Source organism: Bacillus sp. FF-1 (assembly GCF_028548245.1).
Classification (GTDB): domain Bacteria; phylum Bacillota; class Bacilli; order Bacillales; family Bacillaceae_G; genus Bacillus_A; species Bacillus_A paranthracis.
Genome location: NZ_JAQQGG010000005.1, coordinates 313,986 through 332,412 on the forward strand (window position 1 = coordinate 313,986; position 18,427 = coordinate 332,412).

Annotated in this window: 15 protein-coding genes; 9 read left to right on the forward strand and 6 right to left on the reverse strand. The window is 33.3% G+C overall.

The genetic code is table 11. The features are described from left to right. The first annotated feature begins 73 nt into the window (after positions 1-73). Positions 74-700 carry a superoxide dismutase [Mn] gene (gene sodA, locus PQF83_RS18930; RefSeq protein ID WP_000094046.1) on the forward strand — a complete coding sequence of 209 codons (627 nt, stop codon included), beginning with the start codon at positions 74-76 and terminating at the stop codon, positions 698-700. Between the two features lie 88 nt (positions 701-788). Here sodA and PQF83_RS18935 read toward each other — a convergent pair whose 3' ends face one another. The 3 genes from PQF83_RS18935 to PQF83_RS18945 form a co-directional block, all read right to left on the reverse strand. Then, on the reverse strand, positions 789-1,670 hold the full coding sequence (locus PQF83_RS18935; protein ID WP_033671957.1) for an NAD-dependent epimerase/dehydratase family protein: 882 nt from the start codon (positions 1,668-1,670) through the stop codon (positions 789-791). 105 nt (positions 1,671-1,775) lie between these two features. Next, positions 1,776-2,366: an AmiS/UreI family transporter gene (locus PQF83_RS18940; protein ID WP_000542569.1), complete on the reverse strand. Its 591-nt coding sequence runs from the start codon at positions 2,364-2,366 to the stop codon at positions 1,776-1,778. A gap of 435 nt (positions 2,367-2,801) precedes the next feature. Continuing rightward, positions 2,802-3,620 carry an endo alpha-1,4 polygalactosaminidase gene (locus tag PQF83_RS18945; RefSeq protein ID WP_000454997.1) on the reverse strand — a complete coding sequence of 273 codons (819 nt, stop codon included), beginning with the start codon at positions 3,618-3,620 and terminating at the stop codon, positions 2,802-2,804. Between the two features lie 290 nt (positions 3,621-3,910). On the opposite strand from PQF83_RS18945, the gene PQF83_RS18950 reads away from it, so the two are divergent. Genes PQF83_RS18950 through pelG form a run of 5 tightly spaced genes read left to right on the forward strand, consistent with a single transcriptional unit; the run spans position 3,911 to position 10,737 of the window. Continuing rightward, positions 3,911-5,134: a hypothetical protein gene (locus PQF83_RS18950; RefSeq protein ID WP_000559346.1), complete on the forward strand. Its 1,224-nt coding sequence runs from the start codon at positions 3,911-3,913 to the stop codon at positions 5,132-5,134. Continuing rightward, the gene (locus tag PQF83_RS18955) at positions 5,134-6,054 is read left to right on the forward strand and encodes a tetratricopeptide repeat protein (RefSeq protein WP_000601986.1); all 921 of its coding nucleotides are present in this window, start codon (positions 5,134-5,136) and stop codon (positions 6,052-6,054) included. Before PQF83_RS18950 ends, PQF83_RS18955 begins: the two co-directional genes overlap by 1 nt. Next, positions 6,038-7,870, forward strand: coding sequence for a DUF2194 domain-containing protein (locus PQF83_RS18960; RefSeq protein ID WP_000715314.1), 1,833 nt, complete (start codon positions 6,038-6,040; stop codon positions 7,868-7,870). The genes PQF83_RS18955 and PQF83_RS18960 overlap by 17 nt, the downstream gene beginning before the upstream one ends. 3 nt (positions 7,871-7,873) lie before the next feature. After that, positions 7,874-9,295, forward strand: coding sequence for a GT4 family glycosyltransferase PelF (pelF, locus tag PQF83_RS18965; protein ID WP_001219502.1), 1,422 nt, complete (start codon positions 7,874-7,876; stop codon positions 9,293-9,295). After that, the gene (gene pelG / locus PQF83_RS18970) at positions 9,283-10,737 is read left to right on the forward strand and encodes an exopolysaccharide Pel transporter PelG (RefSeq protein ID WP_272792306.1); all 1,455 of its coding nucleotides are present in this window, start codon (positions 9,283-9,285) and stop codon (positions 10,735-10,737) included. Before pelF ends, pelG begins: the two co-directional genes overlap by 13 nt. 50 nt (positions 10,738-10,787) lie before the next feature. Here pelG and galE read toward each other — a convergent pair whose 3' ends face one another. Together galE and trhA are read right to left on the reverse strand one after the other, a co-directional pair. Further along, entirely contained in the window at positions 10,788-11,804 is a 1,017-nt protein-coding gene (gene galE, locus PQF83_RS18975) for a UDP-glucose 4-epimerase GalE (protein WP_000996533.1), read from the reverse strand. Between the two features lie 186 nt (positions 11,805-11,990). Then, complete coding sequence (gene trhA / locus PQF83_RS18980; RefSeq protein WP_000995365.1) at positions 11,991-12,638, reverse strand: PAQR family membrane homeostasis protein TrhA; 648 nt, start codon at positions 12,636-12,638, stop codon at positions 11,991-11,993. A gap of 164 nt (positions 12,639-12,802) precedes the next feature. Here trhA and PQF83_RS18985 point away from each other — a divergent pair, with 164 nt between their 5' ends. Further along, positions 12,803-13,363 (forward strand): DUF1836 domain-containing protein, encoded by a 561-nt coding sequence (locus tag PQF83_RS18985; protein WP_000427879.1) that lies wholly within the window; start codon positions 12,803-12,805, stop codon positions 13,361-13,363. A gap of 38 nt (positions 13,364-13,401) precedes the next feature. Here PQF83_RS18985 and PQF83_RS18990 read toward each other — a convergent pair whose 3' ends face one another. Then, positions 13,402-14,847 (reverse strand): DEAD/DEAH box helicase, encoded by a 1,446-nt coding sequence (locus PQF83_RS18990; RefSeq protein ID WP_001290602.1) that lies wholly within the window; start codon positions 14,845-14,847, stop codon positions 13,402-13,404. 477 nt (positions 14,848-15,324) lie between these two features. Here PQF83_RS18990 and guaC point away from each other — a divergent pair, with 477 nt between their 5' ends. Together guaC and pepF are read left to right on the forward strand one after the other, a co-directional pair. Beyond that, positions 15,325-16,308 (forward strand): GMP reductase, encoded by a 984-nt coding sequence (gene guaC, locus PQF83_RS18995; RefSeq protein WP_000432434.1) that lies wholly within the window; start codon positions 15,325-15,327, stop codon positions 16,306-16,308. A 134-nt stretch (positions 16,309-16,442) separates the two neighbouring features. Next, the gene (gene pepF / locus PQF83_RS19000) at positions 16,443-18,260 is read left to right on the forward strand and encodes an oligoendopeptidase F (protein WP_000655852.1); all 1,818 of its coding nucleotides are present in this window, start codon (positions 16,443-16,445) and stop codon (positions 18,258-18,260) included. The last annotated feature ends 167 nt before the right edge of the window (positions 18,261-18,427 follow it).

The following is an 18,427-nucleotide window of genomic DNA, read 5'->3' on the forward strand; positions in this document are numbered from 1 at the left end:
AAATAGGTGTATTTTTTACTCAGGTAAATTATTTTTACCTAGACCAACTTTTAGAGAGAAAGGAGGAAATGTCATGTCTTCATTTCAATTGCCAAAGCTTTCATATGACTATGATGAACTAGAGCCATATATCGATAGCAATACACTTTCTATTCATCATGGAAAGCACCATGCGACATACGTAAATAATTTGAATGCCGCATTAGAAAACTATTCGGAATTACATAATAAATCTTTAGAAGAGTTACTATGTAATTTAGAAGCTTTACCAAAGGAAATTGTTACAGCTGTCAGAAATAACGGTGGTGGACATTATTGTCATAGTCTTTTTTGGGAAGTAATGAGCCCACGGGGTGGCGGCGAGCCTAATGGAGACGTTGCAAAAGTAATTGATTATTATTTCAATACCTTTGACAACTTAAAAGATCAACTGTCTAAAGCAGCAATTAGCCGTTTTGGAAGTGGTTATGGATGGCTTGTCCTTGATGGTGAAGAACTTACTGTAATGAGTACACCTAATCAAGATACACCTTTGCAAGAAGGCAAAATTCCATTACTTGTCATTGATGTATGGGAACATGCCTATTATTTAAAGTACCAAAATCGTCGCCCAGAATTTGTTACCAACTGGTGGCATACAGTGAACTGGGACCGGGTAAATGAAAAATATTTACAAGCAATTCAATCACAAAAACATTAGTCGTGCGTATAAGGTAAGTTTGGTAATGTAAAATTAGTATTGTCGAAATCCTCCAGAATCCCCCGGATTGCCACCGGGGGATTTATGATCATTTCATTGCATGTATGTAATAACGTAATACTTTTTCTATTTCTATTTTCAACCCTCGGAACGGGAATCCTAATTCATTAGCTTTTCCATTATGTAATGTACAATTAGTCAATTCATTATAAGGTGCTACATGATCTCCTCCTTCTTGAATGAGTGATTTTATTCCCGTATTTTCTTCTATAAAATGAATAATTTCCCGAGTAGAAACTACCCCGTTGCTACAAGCATTAATTGGCCCTTCTATATCTTTCATCCCACACCAAGCTAAAAATTCCCCGGCTTCTTCTTCATGTATAAACGACAATTTTCCATCTAGATCATTCACTGCGACAGGTTCTTCTCTCACAATATGTTCAACGTAAAATTGTAACCTTTTCGTATAATCGTTTTCTCCAATAACAACTGGAAAACGAACTGCAACAACTGGAAATGTTGCTTGTTGAAATACAACTGCTTCGGCTAATCTCTTTCCTTCACCATAATTGAAGTCATTCCTATCTCCATACGCAATTGCATACTCGTACGGATTGAAGTTCTCTTCTGATAAACTTAGTGTTGGTTCATAGACAGCCATTGAAGATGTCATAACGTATTTCTTCGTTTTCCCTCGTAACACTTCACATATTATCTTCGCTGCATTCGAGCTATAGCATAAATTATCGTATACAATATCATAACTTTTATCTGTTAGACGCTCTGTTAGTTGTTTTTCATCTTCTCTATCTACAATAAGTCTTTTTACTCTACTCCCAAAAAAATCTTCCGTAATTCCTCTCGTCGCAATCGTTACATCGTGCCCATCTTGCAAAAGTGTTTCTACTAAATGTTTACCAAAAAATCTAGTTCCCCCTAGCACCAATACTTTTTTCAACTTTATCATCCCCATTTTAGAAAATTGTAAAATACTACCTCTCTATTATAAATGCTAACATATAAAAAGCATGGAATTCGTTTAACGATTCCATGCTTTTCTACAAAAAATATATTAACGTACTCGATATTTATAAATACAATAACAGAAGTATAAAATAGAAATTACAGATACATAAACCCATAATTCATATACGAATCCCTCTCCCCATACTCCCATAAAATAAAAGAGTGAAGGTAACGTCAATGTTACCCATGATTGTACGAAGGCAATCCTTCCAAGATATTGATTGATGTTCTTTTTTTGTGTATTTAATACAAAGAATAAATACCAAAGTAATGCCCACATAAACCACGTTAACGCATTCACAACATCGTGGAATTGAACAAATGAAACAACCATATAGAATAAAGCAATAATTGCTACCCAAATGCAGAACCAACCTAAACCGCTACTATCCATTCCTTTTATAAAAGTAACACCTACATATAAATAGGTTAATCCGAATAAGAAAGTAGCTGCATATGAATATACCGTCCAATTACTTTGATCAGAAATCATGATTAAATAGAACGGAATAATAATTTGTAGTGCACCCACAAATAAATTAAAAACACCTGCACTTTTCATCTCTGCTTTTCCTAATATAACGAGACTATTTAAAAATAAAGCTGCACCCGAAAGTAATAATCCTACGTAACCCATATGTATTCGTGTGAAAGTCTTTCCCTTTCACACTTTTAACCTCCCCACAATATAAAGTAATTCTTTATTATTTTTCTTCCTATTTAAAACTACATACATAATTTTTAATCCAAATAGGTCAGACTTCCTACCTTGAAGAACACCAAATTTAAAACGCTTTCAATCATAAATAACCCTATCAGAACATTAATAGGATTCCTTGATTATAAACGTACTCTAACCATGACACAAGTATTGATGTTATTTTAAATATTACGTTTTTTATTTCTATAAAAGTTAATAGGATAATGCACTTTTTCTATCTTATTCTACTAATTTCTAACATGGAATATTATAAAATGAGCTAGTCAGTAATACATTCATCTTTATAAGATAATCGTATACTGACCTAAACTTTCATATTCAATATTGATAGTTTCTCATCCCTAATAATTGCTATTTATCATAAATATCATTCGGATTAATTGTAGGAATAAATCCATTTATAGAACTATATTTTTTAGATACGGTATTTGGAGTAACGGTAAACGTTACAATCTTATTACTTTGTTGTTTAAAATAGTGCATCCAATTTTGACTCCATTCATCTTTCGTAATAACTTGTTTATTGAAGTCCTCCCACAATACACCATGTATAAAATTCAAGGATGTATTTTTGATTGTGTCAAATCCCCAATTCTGTATAAGAAGCAAATCAGAATTAACACCTTTTATTTCTTTTAATAAATTTACATATGCTTCGCGAAATTTCCCTTGTGTAACTGGCTGATCATAAAAATAGTCGTCAATATCACCAGCGGTATCTAAAAACACACCGTCTATTCCTTTTCCAATAATTTGCTGTTTCACCTTATTTACAACAATCCGTCGGTAATGTTCATCAGCTAAATTCATAATATATGTATCCCACTGCTCAATCTTCATTTTCTTACCGTCTCGATAATAATAGTCTGATTCAACTACTTGCGATTTATGCCACGATTCTAATTCTAAAACACTAACATACCCAAGGACTACTGTTCCTGATTTTTTTAATTGCTGAACTTGCTCTTTCGAAAATGCATATGGCTCTATAATGACCATGTCATACTTTGAAAGTCCCTCAATTACTTGCTCATTTGCTTCACCATAATAAATTTTATAACTTCGTACATTTTTTAAAACTGGTTCCACGACATTTGCTTGGGTGGATGTACTTGAGGAAAAAATAAAAGAAAATATAGCTAAAAAGCATATGGAACGTTTCCACTCCATAATAATATTCCCCCCCTATAAAACTGTAATTTTTTATCATTTTAAATATTAATACAAGTATAGTAATACAATAACATTTTACATTTTTTCAAGCTTGATATTTAATAAAAATCCCAATAAATACAATACATTAACAAAAATTAGAATTTATTTCACTTGAATTTACTACATCTCTGTTGATAAAATGATTTGGGCTTTATATATTTTAAAATAATTCTTTTAAATTATGTATTTTATTTCAGTGTACTATTCCTCAAAATTAAATTTGCAAACGAAAGAAGGGATTTTTTATGCACTATAGACAATCTAATTTATTACAAAAAATGATTGAACCTACGATTCTCTTTATTGCTCTATTTTTTCTCTCAATACTAACTGATTTTCTAACACCAACGTATGAATACTTCTTACTCTTATTTATTACATTAATTATTTCTAGCCGGTATGGCATATCTATCGCCCTTTTCACCTTTCTAGAAGCAATGATTTATATTTTTGTAAGCGGTATATATAAGGAAGATGATATATTACTGTACTTTTATTCATTAGATTACTGGATTAATTGGATTTTCTTACTTGTTATTAGTTTATGTTGTGGACTAATGAGTACTGCACAAAAGGAACGGTATGAAGATGTACATATGATAAATAATGAGCTAAAAGCCGAAAATAAAGAATTAAAATATGTTGTGAAACAATTGGATGAAACACGTATTACACTACGTTCTCGTGTACTTGAATCAAATAATCACTTATCTAAAATGTATCATATGTTTAAAGCTTTAAATCATACACATCCTGAAATTGTACTCGATGAGGGGATAAATGTATTAAAAATGTATTTCGGAGCAAAAAAAATTGGTATCTATCACGTCGATAACAATAAACAATCACTTCGTATTAAATTAAGAGCAGAAACTGGTAAAAATACCTTACCTCAATCCATTTTTGTTAAAAATGCTTCGCTAGTCATCAAAAATGCTCTAGCACATAATCGACCTTTTTTCCGTACAGAAGAGGATTTTCAAGACGCTCCACTTTTAGTTGGTCCCGTCCTATTCCAAGATGATGTACAATATGTCATTATATTAGACGAAATTGAATTTTCAAAAGTAACTTCTGAGCAATTCGAACTTTTCACATGGTATTTACGCTGGATGGGTGATCGTTTACAAAACGCTTCTAATCTTTGGCTATCAAGTCAAGAGGATCGTACATTCCCTAAAACGAGCATTTATTATGAAGATGAATTTGAACATTTACTAAAAATAGAAAAGAAACGTTACGAAACATTATCTTATCCATATTCCTATTTTGAATTTACTGTTCCACAAGATTCCTTAGAAATGATAAATTCTATTTTAAAAGATCATTTGCGTGATATTGATATATTCGGTTATAGCACGACCGAACAAAAAGTTATGATTCTATTACCTGGCACTGAAGAAAAATTTTTATTACCAGTCAAAACTCGTATACAAAACGCTCTTTCTTCTAAAGGAGTGGTATTCTAATGATTTTACTCCTTCTTTACTTTATTTATGCTATTTTGGTTTTTCTTTTATTTCGATTTACGAAAGGTTTGATTACTGAAGATAAGAAAGGAATTATTGAGTTTTGCTTGATTATCTCTCTCCTTTTCCCGCTTGTCGGACTTATTGTATCAGCAATCATGTTATTACTGAATATAAGACGCTCCAAGACCGAGTGGTTACAGCAATACTCTGAGTATGTTTCCTTTCAAGTTGATCATTATGAAGATATTTTGGCATCAGCAAAACAAGATATGGACCTAATTTCATTTTCTTCTGGATTAGAACTAGATAAGCCTGAATTACATAAACAACTCATTGTACAGTTAAGCTCCTCCCCTATTTCCAATGAAGGAGGCTTATTGAAAGAAGCCATTCACCATAAAGATCCTGAAACTGTACATTACGCAGCAACTACTATTAATTTACTAAATGAACGGTACGAAAAACAGATCGAATACTTAAATAAGCAATTCCTACAAAATCCACAAAATGAAATTGCAAAAGAATTGGTTTCTAACTATTTAAGATATGTAGACAGTGGTCTTCTTTCTAATCAGCAAAAGGAAAAAATAATCGCCGAATTTATGAATTTTATTACACAAAGTGTAGAACTATTCCCTACCGAACCTCTTTATCCTTTCCACCTTGGAAATCTGTTTCTACATACAAAACAATATGCAAAGTCTGAAGAACAATTTTTAAATCTTATTCATTTCTATCCTGAATCATATTACGGTTACGTTGGGTTACTTGAAATATATTATGAGCAAAAGTTATGGGACGAGCTCTATAACTTAATCAATAATCTAGCAGCTGCAAAAAGAGTTCATATACTACCGCGTAAATATCAATTATTTGTAAGGCAGTTTGGAGGCGCACACATTGAAAAAGGGGATTAATATATATATCGGAATTGTTAGTATCATTTTATTTCTCTTAATTATATCCATCCTTATATATCGAACAGAAAATTTCTATCAAAAGTTTTCTGTTCCTAAAACTAAAGAAACAGATACTGTTAAAACACTCAAAGCAAAAGATGTAGCCCAAAATGGACAAAAAATGCAATTATACGTTTTAAAAACGGATAATACATTAGGGCAACAAGTCGAATTTAATACGAAAAAGGCAATGGATTACGCACACCTACACTATAAAAATATTACAGCCAATGAAATTAAGGGACTTACTCCCTCTCCCTATACAGGAATTATTATTACAGGTGAAATAATGGCGCAACTTCCACAAGCCGATATTCAAAATTTTGTACAAATGGGCGGAAGAATTATTATCGCAAACCGACTTGATTCAGATTCTTCCTGGAACACATTATTTGGTATTACAAAAAAAGAAGGCTTCAAAGATGTGAAGGGATTAACCTTTGAAGAAGTTTTATTCCCTGGTTATCCTGATCTCTCAAGTTCTTCTCCATTGTTCACTCATAGCTCAATGAATATTACGCTAGATGAGAATACAACTAATACTTGGATTACTGCAGAAGATACTCCCATCCTTTGGACCAATGACTACGGTGAAGGAAAAGTCTTATATTGGAATACAACAGCATTGAACGATAAATTAGGTAGAGGTATGTTCGTTCAATCACTGGGTACTATTTTCCCGACTTTCGCTACAGTACAACTTGGAGCGGAGATTATGTATATCGATGACTTCCCATCTCCAATTCCAAGTGGAGAACTAAAAAACTTAACAACAGAAAAAATTTCTGTTGAAGAATTTTATAAAAAACATTGGTGGAAAAATATGAAGGATATCTCTGAAGAGCTTGATATTAAATATACAGGGGTTGCAATTGGGACATATCAAAATAAAGTAACGCCACCCTTTGAAAATTTTACAGGTAAAAATAGAAATACCTATTTATTATTTGGGAGAGAATTATTAAGTCACGGTGGAGAAATCGGTATTCATGGCTATAACCATCAACCTTTATTATTACCACCAGACCCAGTAGATAAAGCACTTGAATATGTTCCATGGAATTCAAAAGAGGACATGGAGAGATCCTTAGATGCTTTACAAAGACTCGTGTATAACTTCTTTCCAAACGAAAAACTGAAAACCTATGTACCACCATCCAATATTATAAATACGACTGGATTAAGTGCATTAAACGACGCGGTCCCAACTATGGAAACAGTTGCTTCTCTATATGTGGGAAGTAAAAGTAACGGCAGTTTAATTCAAGAATTTGGACCAGACGAGCACAACAAAAATATTTATCACTTCCCACGTATTACGAGTGGCTATGCCATTTCAGATGAAGAACAATTTATTTTAGCTGATGTTACTGCAAATTTAGGGGTTATCTCACATTTCGTCCATCCAGATGATATCCTTGATGAAAAACGTTCGGGTAATTTAACGTGGGAAGAATTATTTAAAGCTTATAAAACGACAATTAAAGAAATACGAGAAAGATATCCTTATATAAAAAGTATGACACAAAGTGAAGCAACTGCTTCCATGAAAATTTATCAAACCGGTGATTTAGCTGTTTCTTATGAAGATGATGCTGTTCACATTGCATATAAAGGATTACCAAACCACACTGCAACGATTATACGTGTGGAAGAAGGGAAAAAATTAAAAACCGGTTCATTCCCATACGGCACAGTTACAAAGCTAGATTCACAAATTTATAGCGTTATATTAAAACAAGCTAACGCTACAATTCCAATTAAAGGGGTATAGCAGATGAGAATAGGTTTAGTCGTTGAAGGAAGTTATCCTTTTGTCAGTGGCGGAGTAGCAAGTTGGGTACAAATGATTATCCAACAATTTAAAGAACATGAATTCACCATCTTTGCGATCGTACCGCAAATAAAAACAGAAGAGGAATATCAATATGAAATTCCTAACAATGTAAAAGATATCATTATGATTCCCTTACAATCAGAAAGTGACTCAAACCATATAAAAACCAATTTAACGACTGATGAAGTACAAACACTTCAAAAATGGTTTACATTCCAAGCTAACGACACAGAAGCATTACAAATATTAGGGAACAAGCAAAAGCTAGGAACACTACATTCCTTCTTCGAAAGTCGTGAATTTTATGAAATAGTGAAAGAAAGCTATTTGTATGAAGAAAGTAGTGGTTCTTTCTTAAATTACTTTTGGATGTGGAGATCTATGTTCACACCAATCATTCAAATTTTACAAATTGATTTTCCTGAATTAGATCTTATCCATTCTGTATCTACAGGCTATGGTGGGCTTCTTGGAGCTGCAATTAGTGCCAAATCTGACATACCATTTATTCTAACAGAGCATGGTATTTATTCTCGGGAACGTGAAGAGGAAATACTCCAATCAACTTGGATACCAATCGAATACAAAAAAAGATGGGTTTCTTTCTTCCATCATTTATCTCACCAAGCATATGAACAAGCTGCTGATGTGATTACATTATTCGGACGGAATAGTACATATCAAAAAGAACTAGGAGCTCCGGCCCATAAACTAAAAATTGTTCCAAATGGTGTTACTTTATCTGATTATAAAGGGCTACGTAAGCCAAAACATAATTCAGATAAACTCATTATTTCTGCTATTATACGAGTTGTGCCAATTAAAGACGTAAAAACAATGATTTATGCAGCTAAATTATTATTAGAAAAAGATATTCCGTTTATCTTCTACTTATTAGGTCCTGATACAGAAGAACCAGAGTATGCCCAAGAATGTCGTGATTTAATTCAGCAACTTGGATTAAAAGAACATGTAATAATGACTGGCAGAGTAAACATTAAAGATTACTTAAAACAAACGGATATTCTCGTATTAACTAGCATATCTGAAGGGCAACCACTAGCTATGTTAGAAGGAATGGCATCGGGATTACCATGGGTTGTTACAGACGTTGGTTCTTGTAAGGAGTTAATTTATGGACAAGATGAAGATCCTTACGGCCAATGTGGCTTTGTTGTACCACCTGTATCTCCTGAACAAGTTGCCACCCACTTAGAATGGTATTATCGCCACCCTGAATCCATTCAACAATTCGGAAACAATGGGCGTAATCGTATTGAAGCATATTATCAATTATCAGGTGTTGTTGATAGTTATCGTAAGCTTTATTTAGAAAGGGGTGCGAAAACATGGCAGGTATAGGATTTCGATTACAAAAATTATTTCAGGAAGACTACTATTCTTCAAGGGTAAAAGCTTATGGATTTTCGTTATTTGTTACAGCTGGTCCTTGGTTAGTCGTTATTTTAGCAGTAACAACTATTAGATTCATTTTGAGTTTATTTCATTCTATTTCAATTGAAGAACAGCGTCTTTTCACTATTTCAATTTCATATTGGTTTATTTTTTCTCAAATTATTTACGGAGCATTGCAGCTCATTGTAACTAGATATGTAGCTGACCTTTTATACGAACAAAAAGCTGATAAAGTATTTTCTTCATTTTTAGGAATGACGAAGATCACACTTTTTTTAGCTATTATGTTATGGCTTTTGTTTGCATTTTTCACACCGTTAGCTTTATATTATAAAATCGTGATGCTATTTTTATTTTTAGCTTTAAATATCATCTGGATTCAGTCCATTTATTTAACAGCAGCTAAAGATTATCAATCAATTGCACTGGCATTTTTAATCGGATCCATTTTTTCCCTATTAGGAATTATCCTAGTAGCTTACTGGCACCCTACACTTGGGTTAGAACATGGATCTGCCCTATTGCTTTTAATTTCTTTTACAATTGGTACTTTCATTACACTAGTATGGTTAAGTATCGTTATTGTACGAATGTTTCCAAATAGCGATGCTACTGAACAATTTACCTTTCTTTCTTATTTAGATAAATATCCAGAGTTATTTTGGTCAAGCCTATTTTACAATGTGGGTATTTGGGTATGTAATTTTGTTATTTGGTTTGGAGACGGTCGGGGAAATATTGAAAACACATTTATTTATCATCAAATTTATGATACTGCTGTTTTCTGGGCGTATTTAAGTATTATCCCAACCTATATTTTCTTTGTAGTATCCATTGAAACCAGGTTTTATGAAAGATATAAAAAGTTCTTCGGTTCGGTAAACAATGGCGGAACATTACATACGCTTTTACAATTAAAAGATTCCATGAACTTTGTCTTAAAGCAGGAAATGGAACGTATACTTCGTAATCAAGGTATTTTTTCCTTACTTATTATTTTTATAATATGGATGTTTAGTTCGCAATCTGGAAACACAACACTTAATTACTCTATTCTGCAACTAACTATAGTTGGTGCTTATGCAAATGGAATGGTGCTCGTTATTACATTACTACTCCTATACTTTGAGGATCGTAAAGGGGCATTTCGAACATCAGCTATTTTCTTTTTTGCAAACTTGTTATTAAGCCTTATCCTGCTTCCATTTGGATTCAATGGTTACGGCATTAGTTTCGCAGTTGGATCTTCTATTACATTCCTATATGCTATTTCTAGACTCTTTACTTACATTAAAGATATTGATTATTATACATTTTGCCAGTCAAATATTCCTATAAAACAGCGGACCTTTTTTACCAAATTAGCTAATAAACTTAACGGGAAATAGATACAAAAATGACCTTTGCTCATGCAAAGGTCATTTTTTATATCTACATATTAAACTTCCAAATAGCCATTTTTATTATTTGATTGCCATCTCCAAGAATCTGCACACATTTCTTCTAATCCACGTTTTGCTTCCCATCCTAGTTCACGTTTTGCCTTTGATGCATCTGCAAAACATATTGCCACATCGCCAGGACGACGCTCTGTAATTTTATAAGGAACCTTTTTTCCTGAAACCCTTTCAAATGCTTCAACCATCTCAAGTACACTATACCCTGTACCTGTGCCCAAATTATAAGCATCTACTCCTGTTGTATTCAGTACTTTCTCTAGCGCTTTTACGTGACCTTTTGCTAAGTCTACAACATGTATGTAGTCACGGATGCCTGTTCCATCTTTCGTTGGGTAGTCATTTCCAAATACACTTAATTCTTTTAGCTTACCTACTGCCACTTGTGTGACATATGGCATTAAGTTATTTGGAATTCCATTTGGATCCTCTCCAATACGTCCACTTTCATGTGCACCAAATGGGTTGAAATAGCGAAGTAATGCGATACTCCATTCTCTATCTGCAAATGCTACATCACGCATAATTTGCTCAATCATTAATTTCGTTTGACCATATGGATTTGTTGCACTTAATGGAAACTCCTCTGTAATCGGTGACGTTTCCGGGATACCATATACAGTTGCGGATGAACTAAAAATCATCTTCTTTACATTATGTTTCTGCATTACTTCACATAGCACTAAAGTGCTCGTAATGTTGTTATGATAATATGTTAATGGAATTGCTACTGATTCCCCTACAGCTTTAAACCCTGCAAAGTGAATAACTGCTTCGATTGCATTTTCTTCAAAAATCGCGTCAAGTGCTTCTTGATTTAAAACATCTTCTTTATAAAACTTAAATTGCTTTCCTGTTATTTCTTTCACTCGATTTATAGATTCTACCGAGCTATTCGAAAGATTATCAACTACTATAATTTCGTAACCGCTATTTAGTAATTCTACACATGTATGACTACCAATATACCCTGCTCCACCTGTTACAAGTATTGCCATAATTATAGTCCTCCATATTTCATTCATTATAAACTTCTCAAAGTATATCACATATTTCTTATCCTATGTTTAATATGCGAACACAGAAACTTACATTTTATCCCATAATAATTTTATAACATATACGATTCCAATCAAGTAATAAGAAAAACGCCACATAATTTTTGTTATGTGGCGTTTTTCTTATTAAATTACGTAATAATATACACTTAGAAAATGTGCAAGACTACCTAATAATACAAAAACGTGAAAAATCTCATGATGTCCCATATATTTAAACTCTAGCCATTTTGGCTTTGTTCCATAAATAAATCCACCAATTGTATAAAAAATGCCCCCAAGTACTAAGAAAACAATGCCTCCTGTACTTAAATTCTCAGCTAACGGTGCAAAGAATAAAACAATTAACCAACCCATCGTAATATAAATTGCTGTCGATAACCATCTTGGACAATTAAACCAAAACATTTTAAACACAATACCACAAATCGCAGTTGCATAGACTAAACAAAATAATAGCAAACCACTTGCTGAATTTAATGTAATTAAGCAAAAGGGTGCATATGTACCTGCAATTAATATAAAAATCATAGAATGATCTAGCTTCCTAAAGAAGTAAATAACACGTTCATTGGCCACAACACTATGATATACAGCTGATGCCGTATAAAGGACCATCATTCCAATCCCAAACAAAATAACAGCTGTAATTGCAGCAAATGATGGCATCTTGATAGAAACTTTCACAAGCATAGCTAATAAGGCAATAAATGATAATATCGCTCCACCTAAGTGAGTAAATGCATTAACTGGTTCCCTTACGTAAGCATTCATAATAACACCCCTCATATAATTACATGTAGTTTTAATAACTACGTGTAATTATATACACATTTCTTTTTAAGGTCAACATTTACAATTTATTTGTTTCGTAATACCATATTTAAGGATGTATTAGACATTAAGTTCCACTAAGTTATAAAAGTGAGGGATTCTACGTGGAAAATATAAATGAATTACTTGAGACATTGCATTTAGAAAAAAATATTAAACTTGAGGATATTCCAAATGTCGACTTATATGTAGATCAAGTTGTCCAACTATTTGAGAATACTTATGCAGATACAACGAGAACGGATGATGAAAAAGTATTAACAAAAACGATGATTAATAATTACGCAAAAGGGAAACTATTCATCCCTATCAAAAATAAAAAGTATTCAAAAGAGCATATGATTTTAATTAGCTTAATTTATCAATTAAAAGGTGCTCTTTCCATTAACGACATAAAAAGTTCATTAGAAACTATAAATGACTCCTTATTAAATGATGATTCATTCGAATTAAATACGTTATACAAAAATTATCTTGCTCTTACTGAAAGCAATGTCGAAAGCTTTAAACAAGACGTAAATAACCGTGTTACAGAAGTAAATGAGATTTCTTCCTTAGAAGACACAAAGCTAGAAAAATTTCTACTACTAACATCCTTCGTGACTATGAGTAATATGTATAGACGTTTAGCGGAGCAACTAGTGGATGATTTAAAAGAATCATAAATAAAAACTATCCACCTATTAAAGTGGATAGTTTTTATTTACTTAATTGCTTCATGAACTTTTAGTTGTTTCCCTTTAATCGTTGTAGTCTTCATGACTTTCAAGACAAGTGGTCCTTTTCCATTTAATATTTCAACGTAAGAAACATTATCTTGTATCGTAATAATGCCTATATCTTCTGCTGTAATACCTTTAATTTTAGCGATTGTACCGACGAAATCTACCGCCCTAATTTTCTTTTTCTTCCCGCCATTAAAGTAAAGCTTCATAATGCCTTTGTTGATGTCTGCATTTTTATCTTTCTTTATAATTGGTTTAGCATGTATCTTTTCTTCAAATGCAGCTTTCCCTTTCATAACTTCTTCTTTTGAAGGTCCAATTGCCTTTGGAATTTCAAAGCCAATATACTCCTCAATCTCTTCTAAAAATCTATTTTCATATGGTGTTATAAATGTAATAGCTTTTCCACTATTTCCAGCTCGTCCCGTTCTTCCAGTACGATGTACATAGCTTTCTTTTTCAAGTGGAATATCATAATTAATAACATGTGTAATATTATCAATATCAATTCCCCTCGCAGCCACGTCTGTTGCTACTAAATAACGAAATTTTCCTTTTCTAAAATCATCCATGACTTCAAAACGATCTTCTTGTACCATACCACCATGTATTTTGTCACAAGGATAGTTAGCTCGTTTTAATTGTCTATATACATGATCTACATTTTCTTGTGTACGGCAGAAAATAATACAGCTATCAGGATTCTCAATCGTTGTTACATCTTTAAGTAGTGAAAGCTTCTCGTCTTCTATCGCCTCAAAAAGAGTATGTTCAATTTTATCCGTCGTAATCCCAGCCGCTTTAATTTCAATATGAGTTGGTGCATTCATATATGTACATGATAACCTTTCAACATCTTCCGGTAAAGTTGCTGAAAATAGCATTGTCATTCTATTTGTAGGTAATTCATCAATAATTGCCTCTACTTGATCGATAAAGCCCATGTTTAGCATTTCATCCGCTTCATCAATCACTAAATATTTTAATCGCTCTAAAGAAAGGGTCCCTTTTTCAATATGATCCAATACACGCCCTGGAGTCCCTACTACAATATGCGTCTTTTGCTTTAACTCTAATTTTTGACGTGCAAATGGGGATTTACCATAAATTGCGGCGGCTTTAATTCTTTTGAATCGCCCTATATTTGTAATATCTTCTTTCACCTGTACCGCAAGCTCTCTCGTTGGTGTTAAAACTAATGCTTGTGGTTTATTCTCTGCCCACTCCACCATTTCACAAAGTGGAATACCAAATGAAGCTGTTTTTCCACTTCCCGTCTGGGACTTCACAACAAGATCCTTCTTTTGTAATGCGACTGGAATAACCTTACCTTGTACTTCTGTTGGATGATCATACCCTAACCCAGTAAGTGCCCTTACAATTTCTTTACTTAATTTATACTCAAAAAAACCTTTTTCACTCATATATTAACCTCATTTTATTCTGTATTATTTTCTTTTTTATCTTTTGTATACGTTACTATCGCCCTACTTATTATACTTGAAACCTCACATAAAAAGATGGATTATGCCAGATTCATCTTTTTACATAGAAATAAACCTTATCATTTCATATATTGTTCAACTACTTGATAACATCTTTTGCTCGTATTATTAGCATTAACCTTTTCATAGAATCCTACGTCCACTCAAAAAAAATAAAAAGAATACATACATCCTTGTATAATTATCTTAATTTTTCAACCTTTTTATAGACGAACAATATAAAACAAAAAACATTTTAAATTCGTTTTTAACGTTGTTTTTTACATATAAAATCTACTTTTTAAAAAAAACGTTAAGAAATCCTTTGACTTTTTAATGAAAACAATGTAAATTATCATATGGACGAACATTTTTAATTAATAAAAATAAAATATTCGTATTTTAGGGGTGTAAATGATGGAAAACGTATTCGACTATGAAGATATTCAATTAATTCCTGCAAAATGTATTGTAAATAGCCGCTCTGAATGTGATACAACTGTCACTTTAGGAAAACATAAATTTAAATTACCTGTCGTACCTGCAAATATGCAAACGATTATTGATGAAAGAATTGCAACGTATTTAGCTGAAAATAATTACTTCTATATCATGCATCGTTTCCAACCAGAGAAACGAATCTCATTCATCAGAGATATGCAATCACGTGGATTAATCGCTTCTATTAGCGTTGGTGTAAAAGAAGACGAGTATGAATTCGTACAACAATTAGCTGCTGAGCACCTTACGCCTGAATACATCACGATTGATATCGCGCATGGACATTCTAATGCTGTAATCAACATGATTCAACATATTAAAAAGCATTTACCAGAAAGCTTCGTTATCGCTGGAAACGTTGGAACTCCAGAAGCGGTAAGAGAATTAGAAAACGCTGGTGCTGACGCCACAAAAGTTGGTATTGGACCTGGTAAAGTTTGTATTACTAAAATTAAAACAGGCTTTGGAACTGGTGGTTGGCAACTAGCTGCACTTCGCTGGTGTGCAAAAGCTGCAAGTAAACCAATTATCGCTGACGGTGGTATTCGTACACATGGCGACGTAGCTAAATCTATTCGATTTGGGGCGACTATGGTTATGATCGGTTCTCTATTCGCTGGTCATGAAGAGTCTCCAGGGGAAACAATCGAAAAAGACGGCAAACTTTATAAAGAGTACTTCGGTTCAGCTTCTGAATTCCAAAAAGGTGAGAAGAAAAACGTTGAAGGTAAGAAAATGTTCGTTGAGCATAAAGGTTCTTTAGAAGACACTTTAATCGAAATGGAACAAGATCTTCAATCTTCTATCTCTTACGCTGGTGGAACAAAATTAGACTCCATTCGTACTGTAGATTATGTAGTCGTAAAAAACTCTATTTTCAACGGTGATAAAGTATATTAATTTTTAAACTTAACTCGAAGGACAAGCAGTTTTATGCTTGTCCTTTTTCATATATAGAAATGTAAAATATTTTCATTTTACTGAATTTTCTAGTATCATATTTTTAGATACTTATAATAAGGGGGATATAATATATGAAAGATGTAATTGAGAAACGCTATATTCGTGCAGAAGTTCCCACTGAATTAACATGGGACCTCTCTGATTTATACGAATCTGATAAAGAGTGGGAAACTGCATTACGTGTATTAACAGATGATATAAAAAAACTTGATGCGTTTAAAGGACAATTACACAATAGCCCTACCACCTTATTACATTGCCTACTTTTAGAAGAAGAGCTTTTAATGAAGTTAACAAAACTATATTCATATGCAAATTTAAAAGAATCTACTGATCGTACAAATCCAGTTATTCAAGCGAACTCTTCCAAAATTGCCGCTTTATGGACGAAAGTACATACGGCGCTATCCTTTATTCATAATGAAATTCTCTCATTAGAAGAAGGCACAATTGAAAAATATTTAACGGAAGAAACAAAACTTGAACCTTTCCGTAAATCATTACTAGACATATTACAAAAAAGGCCGCACACGCTCTCTCCTGAAACTGAAGAAGCACTTGCTGCACTTGGCGAAGTACATAGTTCTCCATACAAAATTTACGGTATGACTAAATTAGTCGATATGGATTTTAACTCCATACAAGATGAACAAGGAAATGAACTCCCTGTGTCGTTTGCATTATTTGAAAGCAAATATGAGTTTTCTCCAAGCGCAGACATACGTAGGAAAGCATACTCATCATTTGTTTCCACCTTGAAACGATATAAGAATACAGTGGCAACAACATATGCGACTGAAGTAAAAAAACAAGTAACACTCTCTCGCTTACGCAAATTTGAATCTGTTACTCATATGCTTTTGGAACCTCAAAAAGTTCCACTTGAAATGTATAACAATCAACTCGATATTATTTATAAAGAATTGGCGCCTCATATGCGCCGTTTTGCAGTTTTAAAAAAGAAAGTATTAGGACTCGATGAAATGTTGTTCTGCGACTTACACGCACCTTTAGATCCCGAATTTAATCCGACAATTACTTACGAAGAAGCTGGAAAACTTATTCAAGACTCTTTACAAGTACTCGGGGATGAATATAGTTCCATTATCGAAAAAGGATTCAAAGAAAGATGGGTCGACCTTGCAGATAACGTAGGCAAGTCAACTGGAGCATTTTGTTCAAGTCCATATGGTTCTCATCCGTACATTTTAATTACATGGCAAAATACGATGCGCGGCTGTTTCACATTGGCTCATGAATTTGGGCATGCTGGTCATTTTTATTTAGCAAATAAAAACCAGCGTATTATGAATGTACGTCCATCTATGTACTTCGTTGAAGCACCATCTACAATGAATGAATTACTATTAGCCCAGCATTTATTAGCGACGAATGACGATAAGAGAATGCGTAGATGGGTGATCCTGCAACTACTCGGCACATATTATCATAACTTTGTTACTCACTTACTTGAGGGAGAATATCAAAGAAGAGTATACAGCCTAGCAGAAGAAGGTGGAGCACTTACAGCTACAACTTTAACTGAAATAAAAGCAAATGTACTTTCAACATTCTGGGGAGATTCCATAAAAATTGATGAAGGTGCTGGATTAACTTGGATGCGTCAACCTCATTATTATATGGGCTTATATTCTTACACGTATTCCGCAGGCCTCACTGCATCTACTACGGTGGCTCAAATGATTAAAGAAGAAGGACAACCTGCTGTTGATCGCTGGTTAGATGTACTTCGCGCTGGTGGTACGATGAAACCACTGGAATTAATGAAACATGCTGGAGTCGATATGTCAAAACCAGATACAATCCGCAGAGCTGTTTCTTACGTTGGTTCCTTAATTGATGAATTAGAAAGCTCTTATCAAGAATAAAGTGAAACTTTAATCAGTGGGGGCCATCCCCCACTGATTATTAGCCCTCACCAATCGGGCTTTTACGGACAGTTGATTCCCTACCTAACTTCTTTGCTTCCGCTGAATTTTGAGGTAGGAATCTTACTGCCTGGCAAATAGCGGGATAAAAAATAAACCCTCGCTTT

Coding starts and splice junctions, on each gene's coding strand:
- galE (WP_000996533.1), bottom strand. CDS start 11,804: ATGGCAATACTTGTAACAGGTGGAGCAGGGTATATTGGTAGTCATACA.
- PQF83_RS18940 (WP_000542569.1), bottom strand. CDS start 2,366: ATGGGTTACGTAGGATTATTACTTTCGGGTGCAGCTTTATTTTTAAAT.
- PQF83_RS18945 (WP_000454997.1), bottom strand. CDS start 3,620: ATGGAGTGGAAACGTTCCATATGCTTTTTAGCTATATTTTCTTTTATT.
- trhA (WP_000995365.1), bottom strand. CDS start 12,638: ATGAATGCTTACGTAAGGGAACCAGTTAATGCATTTACTCACTTAGGT.
- pelF (WP_001219502.1), top strand. CDS start 7,874: ATGAGAATAGGTTTAGTCGTTGAAGGAAGTTATCCTTTTGTCAGTGGC.
- pepF (WP_000655852.1), top strand. CDS start 16,443: ATGAAAGATGTAATTGAGAAACGCTATATTCGTGCAGAAGTTCCCACT.
- PQF83_RS18935 (WP_033671957.1), bottom strand. CDS start 1,670: ATGATAAAGTTGAAAAAAGTATTGGTGCTAGGGGGAACTAGATTTTTT.
- guaC (WP_000432434.1), top strand. CDS start 15,325: ATGGAAAACGTATTCGACTATGAAGATATTCAATTAATTCCTGCAAAA.
- PQF83_RS18950 (WP_000559346.1), top strand. CDS start 3,911: ATGCACTATAGACAATCTAATTTATTACAAAAAATGATTGAACCTACG.
- PQF83_RS18990 (WP_001290602.1), bottom strand. CDS start 14,847: ATGAGTGAAAAAGGTTTTTTTGAGTATAAATTAAGTAAAGAAATTGTA.
- pelG (WP_272792306.1), top strand. CDS start 9,283: ATGGCAGGTATAGGATTTCGATTACAAAAATTATTTCAGGAAGACTAC.
- sodA (WP_000094046.1), top strand. CDS start 74: ATGTCTTCATTTCAATTGCCAAAGCTTTCATATGACTATGATGAACTA.
- PQF83_RS18955 (WP_000601986.1), top strand. CDS start 5,134: ATGATTTTACTCCTTCTTTACTTTATTTATGCTATTTTGGTTTTTCTT.